We start from the raw sequence: 16,216 nt of genomic DNA, 5'->3' as shown, positions 1-16,216 counted from the left end.
TTGCGATGGCACAACCAGTGCACTTCAAAGCGGTGGTGGACCGTGTCGAACAGCACGATGCTGATGTGGCGAGCTTTCGGCTCATCTCCGAGAAGCGCCTGCCGCGCTTCACGCCGGGTCAGTTTATCCATCTCACCCTGGATGAATACGACCCTTCCGGCTACTGGCCGGAGAGCCGGGTGTTCTCAGTGGCCAACGCAGTCGCCGACCGCCGGACGCTCGAGTTGACCATCAGCCGCCAAGGGCGCTACACGCGGCGAATCCTGGGCGAGGTCCGGGTTGGCCGAAGTGTCTGGGGCAAAGGCCCCTATGGCGAATTCAGCATTGAAGGCCGCAACGGCTGCGAGCGGGCTGTGCTGATCGCAGGCGGTACAGGGATCACCCCCTTCTGCGCCTTTATGGACGACGCGCTGCACGTTCGCGCGTTGCCTCTGAAACAGGTGACTCTGTACTACGGTGCCCGCACACCCGGCCTCCTGATCTATCAGGCCCTGGCTCGGCGCTGCGCATCCGAACTGCCAGGGTTCCGGACGGAGCTATGGGCCGAACATGGAGCCTTCGGAGACTTGCGGGGCGGGCGCTTGAGTGTGGATCAGATTGTTCGTGAGACAGGTGGGACGGACGGAACCGTCTACTACCTCAGTGGTCCGATGGCGATGATTAGGAGTTTTCAGCGGACTCTGATTGATCAACTCGGAGCGGAGACAGCTCAAGTGGTGATCGACGCATGGGAGTAGCGAACATGAACCAGACGTCCTCGTGGGAAAGTGCCTACCGCGGCAAGACCGTCCTGGTGACCGGCCACACGGGCTTCAAAGGAGCCTGGTTGTCGGAGTGGCTGCTGGAGCTGGGCGCAAACGTCGTCGGAGCTGCACTCCCTCCAAATACTGAGCCCGCCTTGTTTGACCAGGTGGGACTCGCGACTCGCACCCAGCACCATATTCTCGACATCCGGAATCATTCCGGGGTAATCGACCTGATGCTGGACAGCCAGCCGGACTATGTTTTCCACCTCGCTGCACAGCCGCTGGTGCGATTGTCCTACGCGGAGCCGGTGGGGACCTACGAGACGAACGTCATGGGCACCGTGCATGTGCTGGAAGGGTTGCGTCGGCTGAACGAGGCATATCAGGCGAAGCCGGGACGCACCTGCGCGGCGGTGATGGTGACAACCGACAAGTGCTACGCAAACCGCGAATGGTTGCATGGGTACCGCGAGGAAGACCCTCTTGGCGGTTACGATCCATACAGTTCGAGCAAAGCTGCGGCCGAACTGGCGATCGCCTCCTACCGCCAGTCGTTCCTGCGCACGAGCTGGCCTGGACTGGAACCGAGAGTAGCAGTTGCATCGGCGCGCGCAGGAAATGTCATCGGCGGCGGCGACTGGGCTTTGGATCGAATCGTGCCGGATGCCATGCGTCACATCGAACGCGGCGACATCCTCCGCGTGAGGAATCCACATGCGACGCGTCCCTGGCAGCACGTTCTAGAGCCTCTGGGCGGGTACTTATTGTTGGCCTGGAGGCTGGCCGGCGCACTGTTACAGGCAGACCATGCTGCGCTGGAATACCTTGGCTCCCCCTTCAACTTCGGGCCGGCGCTTAGCTCAAACCGACCCGTCTCTGCGCTGGTAAACGAAGTCCTCCGGCACTGGCCCGGCGAGTGGGAGTCAACAGCCGAAGAAAGTGCTCCGCACGAAGCAGGCAAGTTGAACCTGGTTTGGGACAAAGCCTTCCATCTCCTCGACTGGTCACCACGCTGGGACTTCGAGGAGACTGTGGCTCGTACAGTTCGGTGGTATCGAGCCTGCAGCGAAGGGCGCGGAGCCCGCCTACTGCTGATCGACGACTTGAACGAGTACCGGAACAGCGGTGGGGGCTTGCGGACCGCGGCGAGCGGCGTAATGGCAGCGGACTGAAGCGTCATGACCATTCCGGCCAAGCCAACTGTCCTGCTCAGCGGCGCCACCGGCTTTCTCGGTAGCTACCTGCTGAGAGCCCTACTCAGGCACGGTTGTACAGTCGTAGCAGCAAAGCGGTCGACTTCCAGTACGTGGCGCATCGCCGATCTTTTGGACCGGATCGAAGCTGTCGACGTCGACCAGGTCTCGCTTAATGAGGTCTTTGATCGCCGTCAGATCGATATAGTAATCCACTCAGCGACGTGTTATGGGCGGAAAGGCGAATCCGTCCAGCGCATCGTCGAATCGAATCTGGTCTACCCCCTCACTCTGCTGGAACTCGCCAGCCGCCATTCCACCGCATTCATCAATACGGATACCGTGCTGCCCGAAGGGCTCAACTACTACGTGCTATCGAAGAAGCAGTTCCTGGAGTACGGCAGGCGATTCGCCGAAGGGCCTGGGCCGCACTTCCTGAACCTCCGCCTGGAGCACATCTACGGGCCGAACGACGATCCCGGTGGTTTCATCCCGTTCCTCATCCAGGCCTTCCTGAGGAACGAGCCGTACGTAGATCTAACCAAAGGTGAGCAGCGACGTGATTTTGTGTTTGTGGAGGACGCGGTGGATGCCTACCTGCTTCTTTTGAGCAATCTGTGGCGTTTGAAGCACCCCTATGCGGAGTACACCATCGGTTCCGGCGAGGCACGGGAACTTGCTGCAGTCGTGCGCCGGATCCACGCGGCATGCGGCGGCGCCACGGAGCTACGCTTCGGTGCGCTGCCCTATCGCGCGGGTGAAGTAATGCACTCGCAGGCCGACATCGGCCCATTGCAGGTGCTGGGTTGGGCGCCCAGTGTTGGGTTGGACGCGGGGCTCATTCGCACGATCGAAATAGAGCGACGGAGGACGAATTGATGGCGAAATGGCTGATTACGGGTGGTTGCGGCTTTCTCGGCAGTAACATCGCCGACGAAGTTCTGGGACAGGGCCACGAGGTGGTTGTACTCGACAATCTCAGCCGGGTGGGTTCGTCGCAGAACCGCGAATGGCTTCGCGAACGCCATGGCTCCGGATGGCGGATGGTGACAGACGACATTCGCGATAGCGAGGCGGTGGCGCGGTTGGTTCGCGAAGAACGGCCGGCGTACATCGCGCACCTGGCGGGTCAGGTGGCGATGACAACCAGCCTCCGCGATCCGCGTTACGATTTCGAGGTCAATGCCCTGGGTTCCTTGAACGTATTGGAGGCAGTGCGGAACACTGGCTCGGAATCGGTTGTGCTCTACTCGTCGACCAACAAAGTCTACGGAGATCTCGAGTGGGTAGAGTTGCATGAGGGTGAGACCCGCTATGAGCCCGCGGACTACCCGCACGGCTTCGACGAATCGCTCCCTTTGGCCTTCGCTTCTCCCTATGGCTGCTCCAAAGGCGCAGCCGATCAGTACATGCAGGACTACTGCAAAATGTATGGCGTCCGGACGGTCACCTTTCGGCATTCCTCCATGTACGGCGGACGCCAGTTCGCCAGCTACGACCAGGGGTGGGTAGGCTGGTTCTGCCGTGAAGTGCTGCGCCAGGCGGGCGGCGATTCAAGGCCGCTGACAGTTTCGGGCAATGGCAAACAGGTGCGAGACCTCCTGCACGCCGACGATATGCGCCGTCTCTATGTCATCGCAGCCGCCAGGGCAGACAGCGTGGCTGGCCGCGTCTTCAATATTGGCGGCGGCACGGCACAGAGCCTTTCCATTCTGGAGCTGCTGTCCCGCAGCGCCGATGCTGCTGGCGTCCAGCTCAGCGTGGAACACTTGCCCGCTCGCGCCAGCGACCAGCGGTACTTCGTTGCCGATACCAGAAGCATCGAGGCGGCCACCGGGTGGACGGCTCAGGTAAATGTCACCGATGGTGTGGAAAGGATGCTGGCGTGGATCAAGTCAGAAACAGCCCCAGTGAGCTAACACTGTCCGCAAGTGCCGCCGGGACCTCTGGTGAAGGCGGTGCACCCACTCTCTCCATCGTGATCCCCACCTACCGCAGGAACGACTGCGTAGTGGAGAATATCAAGCGTCTGCTACCGCAGATCCGGCGGAGCGATGTCGAACTGATCGTGCTCGACAACTGCTCGCCGATGCCAGTCGCCGAATCCCTGGAGGCTGCCTTCGGTCCGGGAATCTTCGAGCACCTTCAGGTGGTCCGCAATGCCGGCAACCTGGGCCTGGCCGGCAACAGTCTACGCATCTTCGAGATGGGGCGGGGCGATTACATCTGGCCGTTATGTGATGACGACGCCGTCCTGCCCAATGCCGTCGATGAGATGTTGGCGGCAATCCGGGCCGGCGGCGATCTGGTGTATTTGTGGTTCCCCGTTGTGGGCGGACCCGCGCACCGCAAACCCGGAACCTATCCGGGGTTGCTCGAGGCGATGGAAGCCGAGCCCAACCTTTTCTTTATCGCGCTCTCATCAAACGTGTTTCAGCGCACCTACTTTCTCTCACGGCTCCGTTTCGGCTACCTGTACAGCTACAGTTGGGCGCCTTTCATTTGCCCGCTCCTCTCTGATGCCGACAATCGCTCGAACCGCGTGGCGATCCATGCCGGGGCCATCGCGCAGTCCGGTATCCTCGGCGAAGGTGAACGCTGGTCAAAGCTGGATGCATGCATCGGTATCCGTACCCTGCTCGAGTTGCCCGTCAGCCGGCGGGCGCTCAGTTGTCTCCGTTCGTCCATCGACTCGTTCACGTTTAGCACGCCACGGCTGTTCATCGATTCGCTCGCCCTGGGCGATGGCCAGCGCTGGCAGCTGTTCCGCCTCTTCGTGGAACGCAAGTACGGAGCAATCTCCCTCCGTGCCGCGTGGTGGCTCATGCTTGCGGCTGCGGGGCAAACCCTCCCCGCCATGACACGCCGGGTCGTACGCCTGATGGAACACGTCCTGAACCGGCGCTTGCTGCTCGATGTCGAAGACCGGTTCGCGCGAAGCTGATCATGGCTCGAATCATTCGAGATATCGCCGGTAATGTCCTGGCAGGCGTCCTGGCTCGCGTCATCGCATCCGTCGGCCCACTCGTTCTGGTGCCTCTGATGGTGCGGACCTGGGGTATGAATGTCTACGGCGAATGGCTGATCCTGACCGCGATTCCTGCCTATGTTATGCTCGCGCCGGATTTCGGGCTGGCCGGTGCCGTGGTCAATCGCATGGCGTTTCTCACCGCCGGCGGCCACGAGGAAGAGGCGATTCACCTCTATCGCAGCTCCTGGCTCGTCCTGATCTGCGCCGCGCTCGGCTTCGTGGGTATCGGTTGGGGCGTTGCCTGGCTGGTGGACTGGCGCGCCTTCGGGGTGAAGGCCCTGCCGCACCCTGCGGCCGCAGCCCTCATAGGTTGGTCATGCGTGCAGATCTTCGTGTTACAGCAGGGGTTTCTGCTCTCCGGCATCTATCGCAGCGCGGGAGCCAATCCCAGGTGGGGGATGATGAGCAGCCTGGGGTCTGCGATGAACCTGGCCGCTGGGGCCGCGGCATTAACTCTGGGCGGCACACCGCACAACTACCTGGCCGCTCAGTTGTTAGCCCAGGTGAGTTGGTTGTGCATCGTCTTCAGGGACAGCAGGCGCATCATGCCGCAATTCACGCTCGCCCTGGAGGGAGTTTCCCTCCGCAAGGTGCGCCCGTACATCCTCCCCGGCCTCGGACACGCAGGCATGCCGCTGGTCAACGCACTTCAGAACCAGGGTGTTCTCCTCGTCCTGGGAACGATGCTGGGGTCAACGGCGGTGGGCGCCTTTCAAACGTTGCGCATCGTCGCCAACGGAATGAAGTCAGTGGTGGGTCAGTTGTCCAATGCAATTGCAGTGGAAGTGCCTGCGCTGCTCGGCCAGCGGAATGAAGGCCTGATCATGCGCATCATGATTCGGAATTCACAAATCGGGTTGGCGATTGTACTAGCGGGTATCACGGTGCTAACTGTGGCGGGCGAGAGGCTCTACCGGATCTGGGTCGGACCTACGGCGCATTTTGAGCCCCGCTTGATGACCTTCCTGTTGCTGTCGTTGATTCCCTATGTCATCGGAGCCTCATTCTCCGTACTGTTACTGGCGAGCAACCAGATCCATCTCGCCATCGTACCTCTGCTGGTGACGGCGGGCGTTTCCATCACCATGGTCGGAGTTTGCGCACGCAACTTTGGGTTGGTGGGGCCTGGAATGGCGATCCTTGCCTGGGAGACCTGCCTCGCCTTGATCGTGGCGGCGATTGCTGCCAGCAGAATGCGATTCAGCATTCGCAGCTATCTGGTCCAATGCTTTGAAGTCCGAGCCTTGCTGCGGGACATCCAGCACATGGTGGCCAAGGGGCTTGGTCATCCGGTCCGGCAGACGCACCCCGCCAAGCCGCTCTGATGCCGGCAATAGCGCAGTCGTCTATGATTCAGCTCGAAATTACGAGATGCCGAAGAGGCAGATTTTGCACGGAGAAAGAAAGCTAAGATGTCGGAGCACAAGCGGCTTCTCTATCTAGGACTCGCGGATCTGGAACGCAATCCAATCCCGGAGTTGTCGCTGCCGGGCCTCGTTCGCGCCGGTTGGGATGTCACCATCGTGGCGCCCAGCGCGACCACGTCCGTTTATAATCGCTGCCTGCCCTATCCGGCGAAGCGCATTGATGTGTCGCCAGGACACGGCCTGCGCCGGGAAGCGGAACTGCTGCGGTGGCTGTTGCGCGGCCGGTTAGGCTCCTACGATCTCGTCTATGTCATGGGGCAAGCCATCGCGCCGAGAGCCGCTCTTTGCTACCTGGGAAGCGGTCGCACCCAGCGTCTCATCTACCACACACACGACTTCTTCGATCCAAACAGCTATCCCATCCGCTTTGCGCTCGAAGGCACACTGGCGCGGAAAGCGGCTTGCCACCTGAATGGTGAGTATCATCGCGCCTACCTCTGTAAGACGTTCTACAAACTAACCAACCGCATCATGGTGGCGCCCCCCAATCTGCCCTCGGTCTGGCCCATTCCTGCCCGTTCCGAGGCGACAAGGTCTCTGCACGGCGTCGCACCGGACGAGACCCTTCTCGTGCTGCACGGAGGACATTCGGCACTGCGCGCAACCGACATTCTGATTGAGGCTCTCAGCCTGCTGCCCCCGCATTTTAAGTTGGCCATGACTAGCACTCGGACGCGGACGATCGAAGCCGTGGCCAACCGCTGCGGAGTTCTGGACAGAATCATCTTCCTCGGAGCGCAGGACTACGTGAAGATGCTCCAGTTCACTGTGAATGGTGACATCGGCATCCTACTGCATGTGAACAACGATCTGGGAAACTTCTTCCAGGCGCCCGGCCGGCTCACGGAGTACCTGGCCTGCGGACTCCCCGTGCTTACCAGTAATTTCACCGGACTGCAGTTGTTGGTGAAAGAGCACGGTTTGGGCCGCGCAGTGAACCCCGAGTCGGCTGCCGATGTGGCCGCCGGGCTCATCAGGTTGGACCTGGAACGACGCGCAGGACAGTTCGAGCGTACCCGCATCCGCGGCGTGTTTGATCAGCACTTCGCCTTTGAGAACTGGGAGTCGCGCGTAGTTCAGACAATCGAGGCCGCCATTAGGGATACCAATCCTCCGGAACAGTCGAGCCGCATCGACTTCAGCGTGTTGGGCGTTCCAACCTACGCAAATTCTGAGAGAACCGGCGGGCCAGGCGGGAGTCAGGCGTGACCGAACTGGCGCTGGCATTGGTGGTCGCGGTCCCCTTATGGTTCTACCTGTCCACTTGGCGGTCGTTCTACTTCCTGAACCCGATCAATACATTCTGGCCGCTCTACCTGATGTTTGGCGTGTACGAATCCTTCACCCATCTCGATGCTTGGAACAGGATCTATGGCGACTCCGTCGTATGCTACACAATCCTCCTCCATGTGCTGTTGGGGCTATGTGTCTGCGTCGGTTACCGGATGAAGTTTGGACGGCGTACGGCTGAGCGGGCTCCTATCAACAGTGGACCCGACATCGGCAATCGCTATCTGGCGCTTGGGGTTGTCATGCTCGCTCTCGGTGTCTACGGTTATGTAAACATCATTGCGGTCTCCGGCGGTATTGGCCGGTTTCTGGCGACATCGAGAACCGGAACGGACTTTGGGGCTCTGTCGGGCTATGAAATGGCCCTCACCGGATTCATCCCCGTTGGGTTGTGCCTCGTTCTTTGCCTCTCACGGCAAGGGCAGCGTTATCGAATGCTCTTCCGCCCCGTCCTCATCGGCTTCCTGGCTTTGTTGATATGGGACATCTACAGTGGAACGCGATCTGGTGTGATTCTCGCGCTGGTGCTCCTGATGGGCGGTTTCTATGGGACCGAACGGCGGAATCCGCCCGCGGCGGTCGTCATCCTGGGCGGCTTAGGCGTCATCGCCCTCGTCGGCTTCACGGCTGCGTTCCGCGGCGACATGTTCGGAGGTAGGCTGAACGCCGACGTCAGCGTCGAGGAAGGACTCGATCGCATCTTCGCCTCCTTTCGCGGCGACGAGATGGTCGGACCGCAGCTAGGCACCGAATTCAGCATGGCGTGCGCTGTCGTGACCTACGTGCCGGACAGCATCGCCTTCAACAAAGGCCGGCTCCTGCTGGAACTCCTCACCCGTCCGATTCCTCGCTCCGTTTGGCCGGAGAAGATCTATCCCGAAGGCGAGGCATGGAGCCAGGTCCACGAAATCGCTGGTACCGCGACCTGGAGAAACGATGCGGGCCTGCTCTCAGGGCCCGCTCCAGGTGCTGTCGGCAAACTCTACTACATCGCCGGACCCATCGGAGTCATTCTCGGCGGCCTTCTCACCGGCATCATGCTCCAGTTCGTCTACTTCTACACCATGCGCTTCTCCGGAGTCTCGCAGGTGTTTCTCTCTGTTTCCACAGCGATGCTCGGCTTTGGAGAGATGAACAATCCCATGCTGTGGCCCATCACGTGGCTGCCCACCACGGGCCTGGGCATTGTCGTGGCGCTCAGCCTCTGCCGCGTGGGCCGCTGGCATGTTGTTTCTCAACGCGCAAAACGGCGCCGCGTGCTCGAATCCTACCTGGCCGCGCCAGGTGCGTCCCCTGCTGCTGGTGGAATCCGTGTCGGCGAGGCTGGTTGATGGAACGGACGATCCCTGGGGGCACGCGCTGATGCATCGGCGGGAAGGCATCACAGTGGGGCAATTGGGCAGCCGCATGCACTACGCCGTGGCGCGTGTGTTGTCCGAACGCAACCGGTTAAAAGACTTCTACACCGACATCTGCTCCGTGCGGGGATGGCCTCGCCTGCTTCGATATCTACCGGAAGAGAGGCTCCCGCGCTGGATGAATAGATTGCGCGGTCGCGTACCCGTAGGCGTGCCGGTGGATCGCGTGAGAGCATTCACTGGCTTTGGCTGGGAGTATGCCCGCCGGCGCAGGGCTGCCCGTTCCAAGGCGGAGATGGCGATCGTTCACCTCTGGGCCGGCCGCACCTTCTGCGAGTTGCTTCTGCGGGACAAAGCTCTGGATGGAGAGGCAATCTACCTCTTCAATACGGCTGCGCTCGAGGCGCTTCAGCAGGCTGGTGCCCGCAACCTGAAGGGGGTTGTGGAACAGACCATCGCGCCCCTGGAGCTCGAGATGGCTGTTCTCCGTGAGGAGTCCCGGCGGTTCGCGGGCTGGGAAGCCCAGAGCGACGAGGCGTTTCGTGGTGAGGAACTCGTGGCCCGGGAAAAGGCGGAATGGGACGCAGCTTCGACCATAGTCTGCGGCTCCGAGTTTGTGCGCGATGGCATTCGCAGTGTGGGTGGTCCCTGGCAGAAGTGTGTAGTCGTTCCCTATGGAGTAGGACATGACGAGCCTCGTGGACGAGTGCGTGCACAACTGGCCGGCCGGCCCCTGCGTGTCCTGTTCGTGGGTGCAGTCGGCTTGCGGAAAGGCGTTCAGTATCTGGCCGAAGCCGCCACACTGCTGCCGAAAAGCGGCTTCGAGTTCCGCGCCGTAGGCGGCACTGGCTTCTCGCCGGAGGTGCTGCGGCGGCTGGGCGAGCGCGTGACTCTCACTGGTGCAGTTCCACGCACGCAGGTCGGTGAAGAGTTTGCCTGGGCTGACGTTTTTGCGTTTCCCAGCCTCTGCGAAGGTTCCGCAACCGTTTGCTACGAAGCCCTGCGGGCGGGTCTGCCGGTCGTGACGACAAACAATGCGGGCAGCGTCGTCAGGGATGGCGTGGAAGGGTTCGTGGTCCCCATTCGCGACCCCCGAGCACTGGCGGACCGACTGACGAGATTTGTGGACGATCCGGCACTGCTCCCGTCCGCCTCCGAGGCAGCCCTGTTGCGAGCCGGCCAGTTCACTGTCGAAAAGTACGGAGACAGGCTGTGTTCGGAAGTGTTTGCGAATTCCTGATTGAGCATACGGATTGCGAGGCGATGAATGTTCCTGAGTGAAGTAGCATGCGATTTGGCGCGGCCTATGATTTCCCGGCTTCCCTTGGGGCAGATCAGGCTGCTGACTGCACTCGGCGGAGGACGCCAGGATGACCGGCGTTGGCACAATGCCTCCAGGCGATACCGGGTCTTCTACGACAAGCGCCTGGGTGCGCACATCTCGGTGGATTTGGCGGACTGGGGCGGACGCTGGTACTACTACCCCGCTCGCTACTACGATTCTTTCAACCATGTGCTGATTGAGCGGGTGCTCGATGCTGGCGATGCCTTCATCGACATCGGCGCAAATGTCGGCATCCATACGTTGAAAGGCAGCTCGCGCGTCGGTGTCTCCGGGAAAGTGCTCGCCATCGAGCCCAATCCGGAGACCTTTCAGACTCTCCAGTTGCACACCGCTTTGAACCACCGCAAGAACGTCATCACGAAAAACGCTGGCGCCGGAGAGACCGCCAGCGTGATGCGCATCCACGGTGATCAACTCCACAGCGGTACCTATTCGCTGGTGAATCACGGGCATGGTCAGCATCAGATCGAAGTGAAGGTCGAACGAACATCGGACCTGATCGAGGAAGACTTGCTGCGTCGCCGCCGTGTCCTCATCAAGATCGATGTCGAGGGCTTCGAGCTGAAGGTGCTGCGAGGCATGCTCCAGGTACTGGAACGGCCAAACATAGTAGTCAGCCTCGAAGTGACACCGGAGTGGATGGCCCTGGTTGGAGACTCTGTGGACCAACTCGAGGAATTGGTGGCGCGCCTGGGTTATCGCGTTCTCCATCCCACACTGATGCGCCATCCCTTTCGCGGTCGCGAATACAGCTTTCGGACAGGGCCCATTGACCGCCGCAACCAGACCGATGTCGTGCTGGTCTCCCAGTCGAGCGCGGCCTTTCTCGGCGATTACGGTCAAGGGGAGATGTGATCGTGCGGGTTCTTCATATTCTTCAATGCACAAACCTTGGGGGCATGGAGATGAGTACCCTCGCCCGCATGAGCGCGCTGAAAGCGCGTGGCCACAACGTGCGCCTTGTCTCCCTCAACCCGCTGGGTGCCTTGTCGTCACGGTTGGCGGCGGAAGGTATTCCGGCGTCCGGCCTTCAATATCGCGGACGCTGGGGCTGGAAAAGCATCCCGGCCATGTGGCGTGAGTTTCGAGCCTTGCCGGCGGACGCCATTTTCATGCATGGACCAAACGTCTCAGCCATGCTTGCCTTGGGCCTGATCTGCAAAGGCCGGAGGATCCTTGGCGTCCACTTTCATCACACCGGCGTCAAGCCGCGGCTCAGCTGGTATCTCCTCTACCTGCTCGCCTCCAAGGTATTCCAGTATGTGACATTCCCTACTCAATTCATCCGGCAGGAAGCCATCCGCATCTATCCCCGCATTGAGGCGATGAGCGGAGTCGTGCCCAATCACTTCGACGTGGAGGAGTTGCCACCTGCCTCCCAGCGCAGGCTGGCCAGGGAGTCCCTGGGCATTCCCTTGTCAGCCCGGGTTGTCGGCAACGCCGGCTGGCTGATTCCCCGGAAACGGTTTGATGTATTCCTCGAAACAGCGCAGAAACTCTCAGGCCGGTTCCCTGACATCGTCTTCCTCATCGCCGGCGACGGTCCGCTGCGCGCTGAACTTCAGCGTCAGGCCGTGGATCTCGGTATCAGCGACCGCGTGCGCTGGCTCGGCTGGCAACAGGATCTCGGGCCGTTCTATCAGTCGCTGGACGTCCTGCTATTCAATACCGACTGGGACGCCCTGGGGCGCACACCCATTGAAGCCCTGGCGGCCGGCGTGCCAACGGTCGCTTCGGTGATCAACGGTGGCTTGGCCGAAATGGTCACTCCCGACGAGTGCGGATACCTGCTGGACCGCCACGATACGGATTGGTTGGCTGACAGAACGGCCGAATTGCTGGAACGCCCAGAAGTGGGCACCCGCATGGTGGAAACGATGCGCGCGCGCCTCAAGGAGCTCTGTAACCCATCGGTGGAACTCGCCTGCCTGGAGAAAGTAATTGCCTCGATTCAAGGATGAGCCCGATAACGCGGCCGGCAGCCGCCCGATTCGTGTCTGCTGGGTTGGCCTCACATTGACCCCCTATCACATCGCCAGGCTGAACGCCGCGGTGCGATGCGGCGGCCTGGAGATGCACTATGTCAGCTACTCCAACGTCAACGACTTCCGGGCGCTCCAGTGCGACGAGGGCGTGGATGAGGCCTTCCAGCGCCATGTCTTGTTTCCCGGCCGGCGCATACAGTCGCTCACACCCCGCGAATTGTGGGCCAGGCTTTGGGCCGTACTGGAACATGTTCGGCCGGAAGCCGTTTGCGTACCGGGCTGGGGCTTGAAGGGATCTGCTGCCGCGCTCGCCTGGTGCGTCGCACGCGGTGCCGCCGCCGTCATTGTTTCGGAGAGCACCCGCGAAGATGCCGAGCGGAGCGGTTGGAAAGAGTGGGTCAAGGCGCGGCTCCTCGGGCTTGGTGGTAGTGCCTTCGTGGGTGGCATCCGCCACGCGGAGTATGCAAGGACGCTAAACATGGCCGAGGATCGGATTGTCACTGGCCACAATGTTGTCGACAACGATCACTTCCAGGTGAGTGCCGTGTCCACACCCGTCGGCGGTATCAACCAGCGGTATTTCCTGGCATGCGCCCGCTTCGAGACGAAGAAAAACCTTCCACTGCTGATCGACGCCTACCACTCCTACGCCAGGATGACCACCGACCCTTGGAAGCTGGTAATCGCCGGAGATGGCGAGCTGAAGCCGAAACTGATGCAGCAGATCCAGGCGTACGGCCTGAGTGAGCAGGTGCTCCTTCCGGGGGCCGTTGGCTATTCGGACCTCCCACGCTGGTATCAGAATGCCGGAGCATTCATCCATGCCAGCACCACCGAACAATGGGGGTTGGTTGTGAATGAGGCGATGGCCGCCGGCAAACCCGTGCTCGTCTCCCGGCAATGCGGCTGCGCCCCCGATCTTGTTCGAGAGGGAGTAAACGGCTGGACCTTCGATGCCACGCAGGCGTCGGAACTCGCCCGCCTGATGCAGCGCATCACCGCGGCGGGTGAGGATCTCACCGCCATGGGCCGCGCCAGCGCTGAGATCATTGCCGCTTGGTCGCCCCAGGGCTTTGGCAGCGCCCTCCGCCGCGCAGTTCTCGTTGCAATGGGAAAACCTCGCAGCAAGGCTCGTATGGTCGACTGGATCCTGCTTCGCGTGCTGGCACTTCGATGAAGATCGGACTGTTGACCGCGTCTCTTTCCACTGGCGGAGGCGGCATCTCTGAAGCCGTCTACTTCCTGGGTAAGCACCTCCAGCGCACACAGGAGGTAAAGGCATTCGGCCTGATGGATGCCGGGCGTCCCATCGGCGGTGGATTGCCTACCGTGGTCTGCGGAGTGCGTGGCCCCAGGGCGTTCGGCTATTCGCCCGATCTCGGCCGCCAGGTGGCAGCCAGCGATGTCGACATCCTGCATGCCCACGGCCTCTGGATGTACCCTTCCGTCCTGGCCATGAGATGGCGCCGGCCGCGGCTCGTCTCCCCTCACGGCATGCTGGATGGCTGGGCCCTCCGCAATTCGCATTGGAAGAAATGGCTGGCCCGCAAGCTTTACGAAAGCCGCAATCTGCGGGAAGCCGCATGCCTGCACGCCCTGAACCAGCAGGAAGCCGAAGCATTCCGCGCCTGCGGCCTGCGGAACCCCATCTGTGTGATACCCAATGGCGTCGAACCGCCTTCGACCGCGCCCGTCATGTCCGCCCCTTGGCAGGCCCTCATGCCCGCCGGCACACGGGTTCTCCTCTATCTCGGTCGGTTGCATCCCAAGAAAGGCATCGAGGCCTTGCTGCGCGGCTGGGCCCTCGCCCGCGGACTCGGCGAATCCTCCAGCTGGCGGCTGGTCATCGCCGGCTGGAGTCAGGATGGTCATGACCAGGTCCTGCAGTCACTCGCCCATGCGCTGGGCATCTCCGCCGGAGTTGAGTTTGCCGGTCCGCAATTCGCTGAGCTCAAACTGTCCACCCTGCGAGCGGCCGATGCATTCATCCTGCCCAGTATCAGCGAAGGCTTGCCGATGACCGTTCTGGAGGCTTGGGCCCACGGCTTGCCCGTGCTAATGACGGACCACTGCAACCTGCCTAGCGGCTTCGAAGCCGGAGCCGCGCTTCGCCTCGAGCCTTCGCCTGAGAGCATTGCCGCGCAGTTGTCCGTGTTATTCAAGGCGCCTGAAGCGCAGTTGCGCGCTATGGGTGAAAATGGCCGCAGCCTGGTCAGGAGGCAGTTCAGTTGGGAGAAAGTCGCCGCCAGCATGCTGTCGGTCTACGAGTGGGTGCTAGGCCGTGGCCCTCGTCCGGATGCTTTGTTGTGGGAGTGACACTCTGCCCCAGATAAACGCAGTTCCGCGCCTCGACCGCAGGCACAGTGCGAAGAATCCGTTTCCCAGTCCGCACGGTCCGCTCAATCGCGGCCTGCGCGCCTTGTGGGGCGCGGTCTGGCTGCTGCTCTTTCGGCCTACCCCCAACGTGATGCACGCATGGCGCCGGTTCGTGCTCAGATGTTTTGGAGCCAGGTTGGGCGCCGGAGTCCATGTCTACCCGTCCGCCCGCGTCTGGGCACCCTGGCTGCTCGAGATGGGCGATCACGCCTGCCTTGGTCCACGGGTCGATTGCTACAACGTCGGCGGCGTCCGCATGGGCGCGTTCGCCGTGGTCTCCCAGTACAGCTATCTATGCGGCGCCGGCCACGACTACACTTTGCCATCCCTCCCCCTTCTGCCCGCGCCGATTGAACTCGGCGAACGCGTCTGGGTCGCCGCCGATGTCTACATCGCGGCCGGAGTCACCATCGACGATGGCGCCGTAATCGGCGCACGGTCCTCCGTCTACAAGGACGTCGAGGCATGGGTTGTGGCCGCCGGCAATCCCGCGCGGGTTATCAAAAAACGGGAATTTCGGGCGGAGGTGAAATAGGGTGAGTCGAGCAGCCATCGCGGCTCTCATTCTGACTAAGAATGAGGAAGCCGATTTGCCGGGTTGCCTGGAGAGCCTGCGCGGACTGGCGGACGAGGTCTTCGTCATCGATTCCGGCAGTACCGATCGTACTGTCGAAATCGCCGAATCGTTCGGTGCTGTCGTGCTCACCCATCCCTTCGAGAATCAGGCAAGGCAGACCAACTGGGCCATCGAAAACGTGACGGCACGTGCCGCCTGGATGATCAGGATTGATGCCGATGAGCGCGTCACACCCGAGCTTCGCCAGAGCCTTGTATCTTCCATCCAGGCCTGTGGCGACGGCGTCAATGGATTCCTGATCGCACGCCGCACATTCTTCCTCGGTAAACGCCTCCGCTTTGGAGGTACCTTCCCCGTCTGGTTGCTCAGGGTCTGGAGGCGCGGCGCCGCCACTTGCGAGAACCGCTGGATGGACGAGCACATGGTGGTCCATTCGGGCGCCATCCTGAAAGCACAGGGCGAACTCGATCACCTGATCCCGAAAGACATCGCCGATTGGAGCCGGAAGCACGTCTCCTATGCCCAGCGCGAGTGTCTGGACGTTTGGACCACTGCGGCCGAGACCGTGAACTCCGGCGGCCAGGCCGCGCTCCGCCGCAAGGCCAAGAACGGCTTGTACTACCGCCTGCCGCCGCTCTGGCGGGCGTTGGGGTACATGTCATTCCGCTATTTTCTTCAGCTCGGCTTTCTGGATGGATCCATTGGTTTTATCTATCACTTCCTTCAGGCCGGGTGGTACCGCGTCCTGGTGGACTCGCTGCTCCTCGAAGGTCAACGAAGGGCACAGGCTCGTGAGAAGCAGGCTGGCCTCCCGAGCCCGGTTCGCGGTGGTAGTAAGTAGTCTCGGATCCAATCGGCCTCCCTTTGACGTTCGTCCCCTGGAGCCGT

Annotated in this window: 15 protein-coding genes; all 15 read left to right on the top strand. The window is 61.6% G+C overall.

Annotated elements, in window-relative coordinates:
- Positions 1 to 5 precede the first annotated feature (5 nt).
- The 15 genes from ACR9Y2_RS00220 (at position 6) to ACR9Y2_RS00150 (ending at position 16,169) form a co-directional block, all read left to right on the top strand.
- Positions 6 to 737: a ferredoxin--NADP reductase gene (locus ACR9Y2_RS00220; RefSeq protein WP_435039005.1), complete on the top strand. Its 732-nt coding sequence runs from the start codon at positions 6 to 8 to the stop codon at positions 735 to 737.
- 5 nt (positions 738 to 742) lie between these two features.
- Positions 743 to 1,918 (top strand): CDP-glucose 4,6-dehydratase, encoded by a 1,176-nt coding sequence (gene rfbG, locus ACR9Y2_RS00215; protein ID WP_435039004.1) that lies wholly within the window; start codon positions 743 to 745, stop codon positions 1,916 to 1,918.
- Positions 1,919 to 1,924: 6 nt separating this feature from the next.
- Positions 1,925 to 2,818 (top strand): NAD-dependent epimerase/dehydratase family protein, encoded by an 894-nt coding sequence (locus ACR9Y2_RS00210; protein WP_435039003.1) that lies wholly within the window; start codon positions 1,925 to 1,927, stop codon positions 2,816 to 2,818.
- Positions 2,818 to 3,858 carry an NAD-dependent epimerase/dehydratase family protein gene (locus tag ACR9Y2_RS00205; protein ID WP_435039002.1) on the top strand — a complete coding sequence of 347 codons (1,041 nt, stop codon included), beginning with the start codon at positions 2,818 to 2,820 and terminating at the stop codon, positions 3,856 to 3,858. The genes ACR9Y2_RS00210 and ACR9Y2_RS00205 overlap by 1 nt, the downstream gene beginning before the upstream one ends.
- Positions 3,825 to 4,883 (top strand): glycosyltransferase family 2 protein, encoded by a 1,059-nt coding sequence (locus ACR9Y2_RS00200; protein WP_435039001.1) that lies wholly within the window; start codon positions 3,825 to 3,827, stop codon positions 4,881 to 4,883. Before ACR9Y2_RS00205 ends, ACR9Y2_RS00200 begins: the two co-directional genes overlap by 34 nt.
- Before the next feature lie 2 nt (positions 4,884 to 4,885).
- On the top strand, positions 4,886 to 6,295 hold the full coding sequence (locus ACR9Y2_RS00195; protein ID WP_435039000.1) for a lipopolysaccharide biosynthesis protein: 1,410 nt from the start codon (positions 4,886 to 4,888) through the stop codon (positions 6,293 to 6,295).
- Positions 6,296 to 6,382: 87 nt separating this feature from the next.
- Entirely contained in the window at positions 6,383 to 7,606 is a 1,224-nt protein-coding gene (locus tag ACR9Y2_RS00190; protein ID WP_435038999.1) for a glycosyltransferase family 4 protein, read from the top strand.
- Complete coding sequence (locus tag ACR9Y2_RS00185; protein WP_435038998.1) at positions 7,603 to 9,018, top strand: hypothetical protein; 1,416 nt, start codon at positions 7,603 to 7,605, stop codon at positions 9,016 to 9,018. Before ACR9Y2_RS00190 ends, ACR9Y2_RS00185 begins: the two co-directional genes overlap by 4 nt.
- Positions 8,912 to 10,285: a glycosyltransferase family 4 protein gene (locus tag ACR9Y2_RS00180; protein WP_435038997.1), complete on the top strand. Its 1,374-nt coding sequence runs from the start codon at positions 8,912 to 8,914 to the stop codon at positions 10,283 to 10,285. The genes ACR9Y2_RS00185 and ACR9Y2_RS00180 overlap by 107 nt, the downstream gene beginning before the upstream one ends.
- Positions 10,286 to 10,351: 66 nt before the next feature.
- Positions 10,352 to 11,245 (top strand): FkbM family methyltransferase, encoded by an 894-nt coding sequence (locus ACR9Y2_RS00175; protein WP_435038996.1) that lies wholly within the window; start codon positions 10,352 to 10,354, stop codon positions 11,243 to 11,245.
- Positions 11,246 to 11,295: 50 nt separating this feature from the next.
- Positions 11,296 to 12,351 carry a glycosyltransferase gene (locus tag ACR9Y2_RS00170; RefSeq protein ID WP_435038995.1) on the top strand — a complete coding sequence of 352 codons (1,056 nt, stop codon included), beginning with the start codon at positions 11,296 to 11,298 and terminating at the stop codon, positions 12,349 to 12,351.
- Positions 12,332 to 13,552, top strand: coding sequence for a glycosyltransferase (locus tag ACR9Y2_RS00165; RefSeq protein WP_435038994.1), 1,221 nt, complete (start codon positions 12,332 to 12,334; stop codon positions 13,550 to 13,552). The genes ACR9Y2_RS00170 and ACR9Y2_RS00165 overlap by 20 nt, the downstream gene beginning before the upstream one ends.
- Positions 13,549 to 14,691: a glycosyltransferase gene (locus ACR9Y2_RS00160; RefSeq protein ID WP_435038993.1), complete on the top strand. Its 1,143-nt coding sequence runs from the start codon at positions 13,549 to 13,551 to the stop codon at positions 14,689 to 14,691. Before ACR9Y2_RS00165 ends, ACR9Y2_RS00160 begins: the two co-directional genes overlap by 4 nt.
- A 172-nt stretch (positions 14,692 to 14,863) precedes the next feature.
- Positions 14,864 to 15,286: a putative colanic acid biosynthesis acetyltransferase gene (locus tag ACR9Y2_RS00155; protein ID WP_435038992.1), complete on the top strand. Its 423-nt coding sequence runs from the start codon at positions 14,864 to 14,866 to the stop codon at positions 15,284 to 15,286.
- Between the two features lies 1 nt (position 15,287).
- Positions 15,288 to 16,169 (top strand): glycosyltransferase family 2 protein, encoded by an 882-nt coding sequence (locus tag ACR9Y2_RS00150; protein ID WP_435038991.1) that lies wholly within the window; start codon positions 15,288 to 15,290, stop codon positions 16,167 to 16,169.
- The last annotated feature ends 47 nt before the right edge of the window (positions 16,170 to 16,216 follow it).

This window comes from Paludibaculum fermentans (genome assembly GCF_051172195.1).
GTDB lineage: Bacteria > Acidobacteriota > Terriglobia > Bryobacterales > Bryobacteraceae > Paludibaculum > Paludibaculum fermentans_A.
Note: the sequence above shows the minus strand (reverse complement) of the source record. Positions and strands in the feature narration are given on the sequence as shown.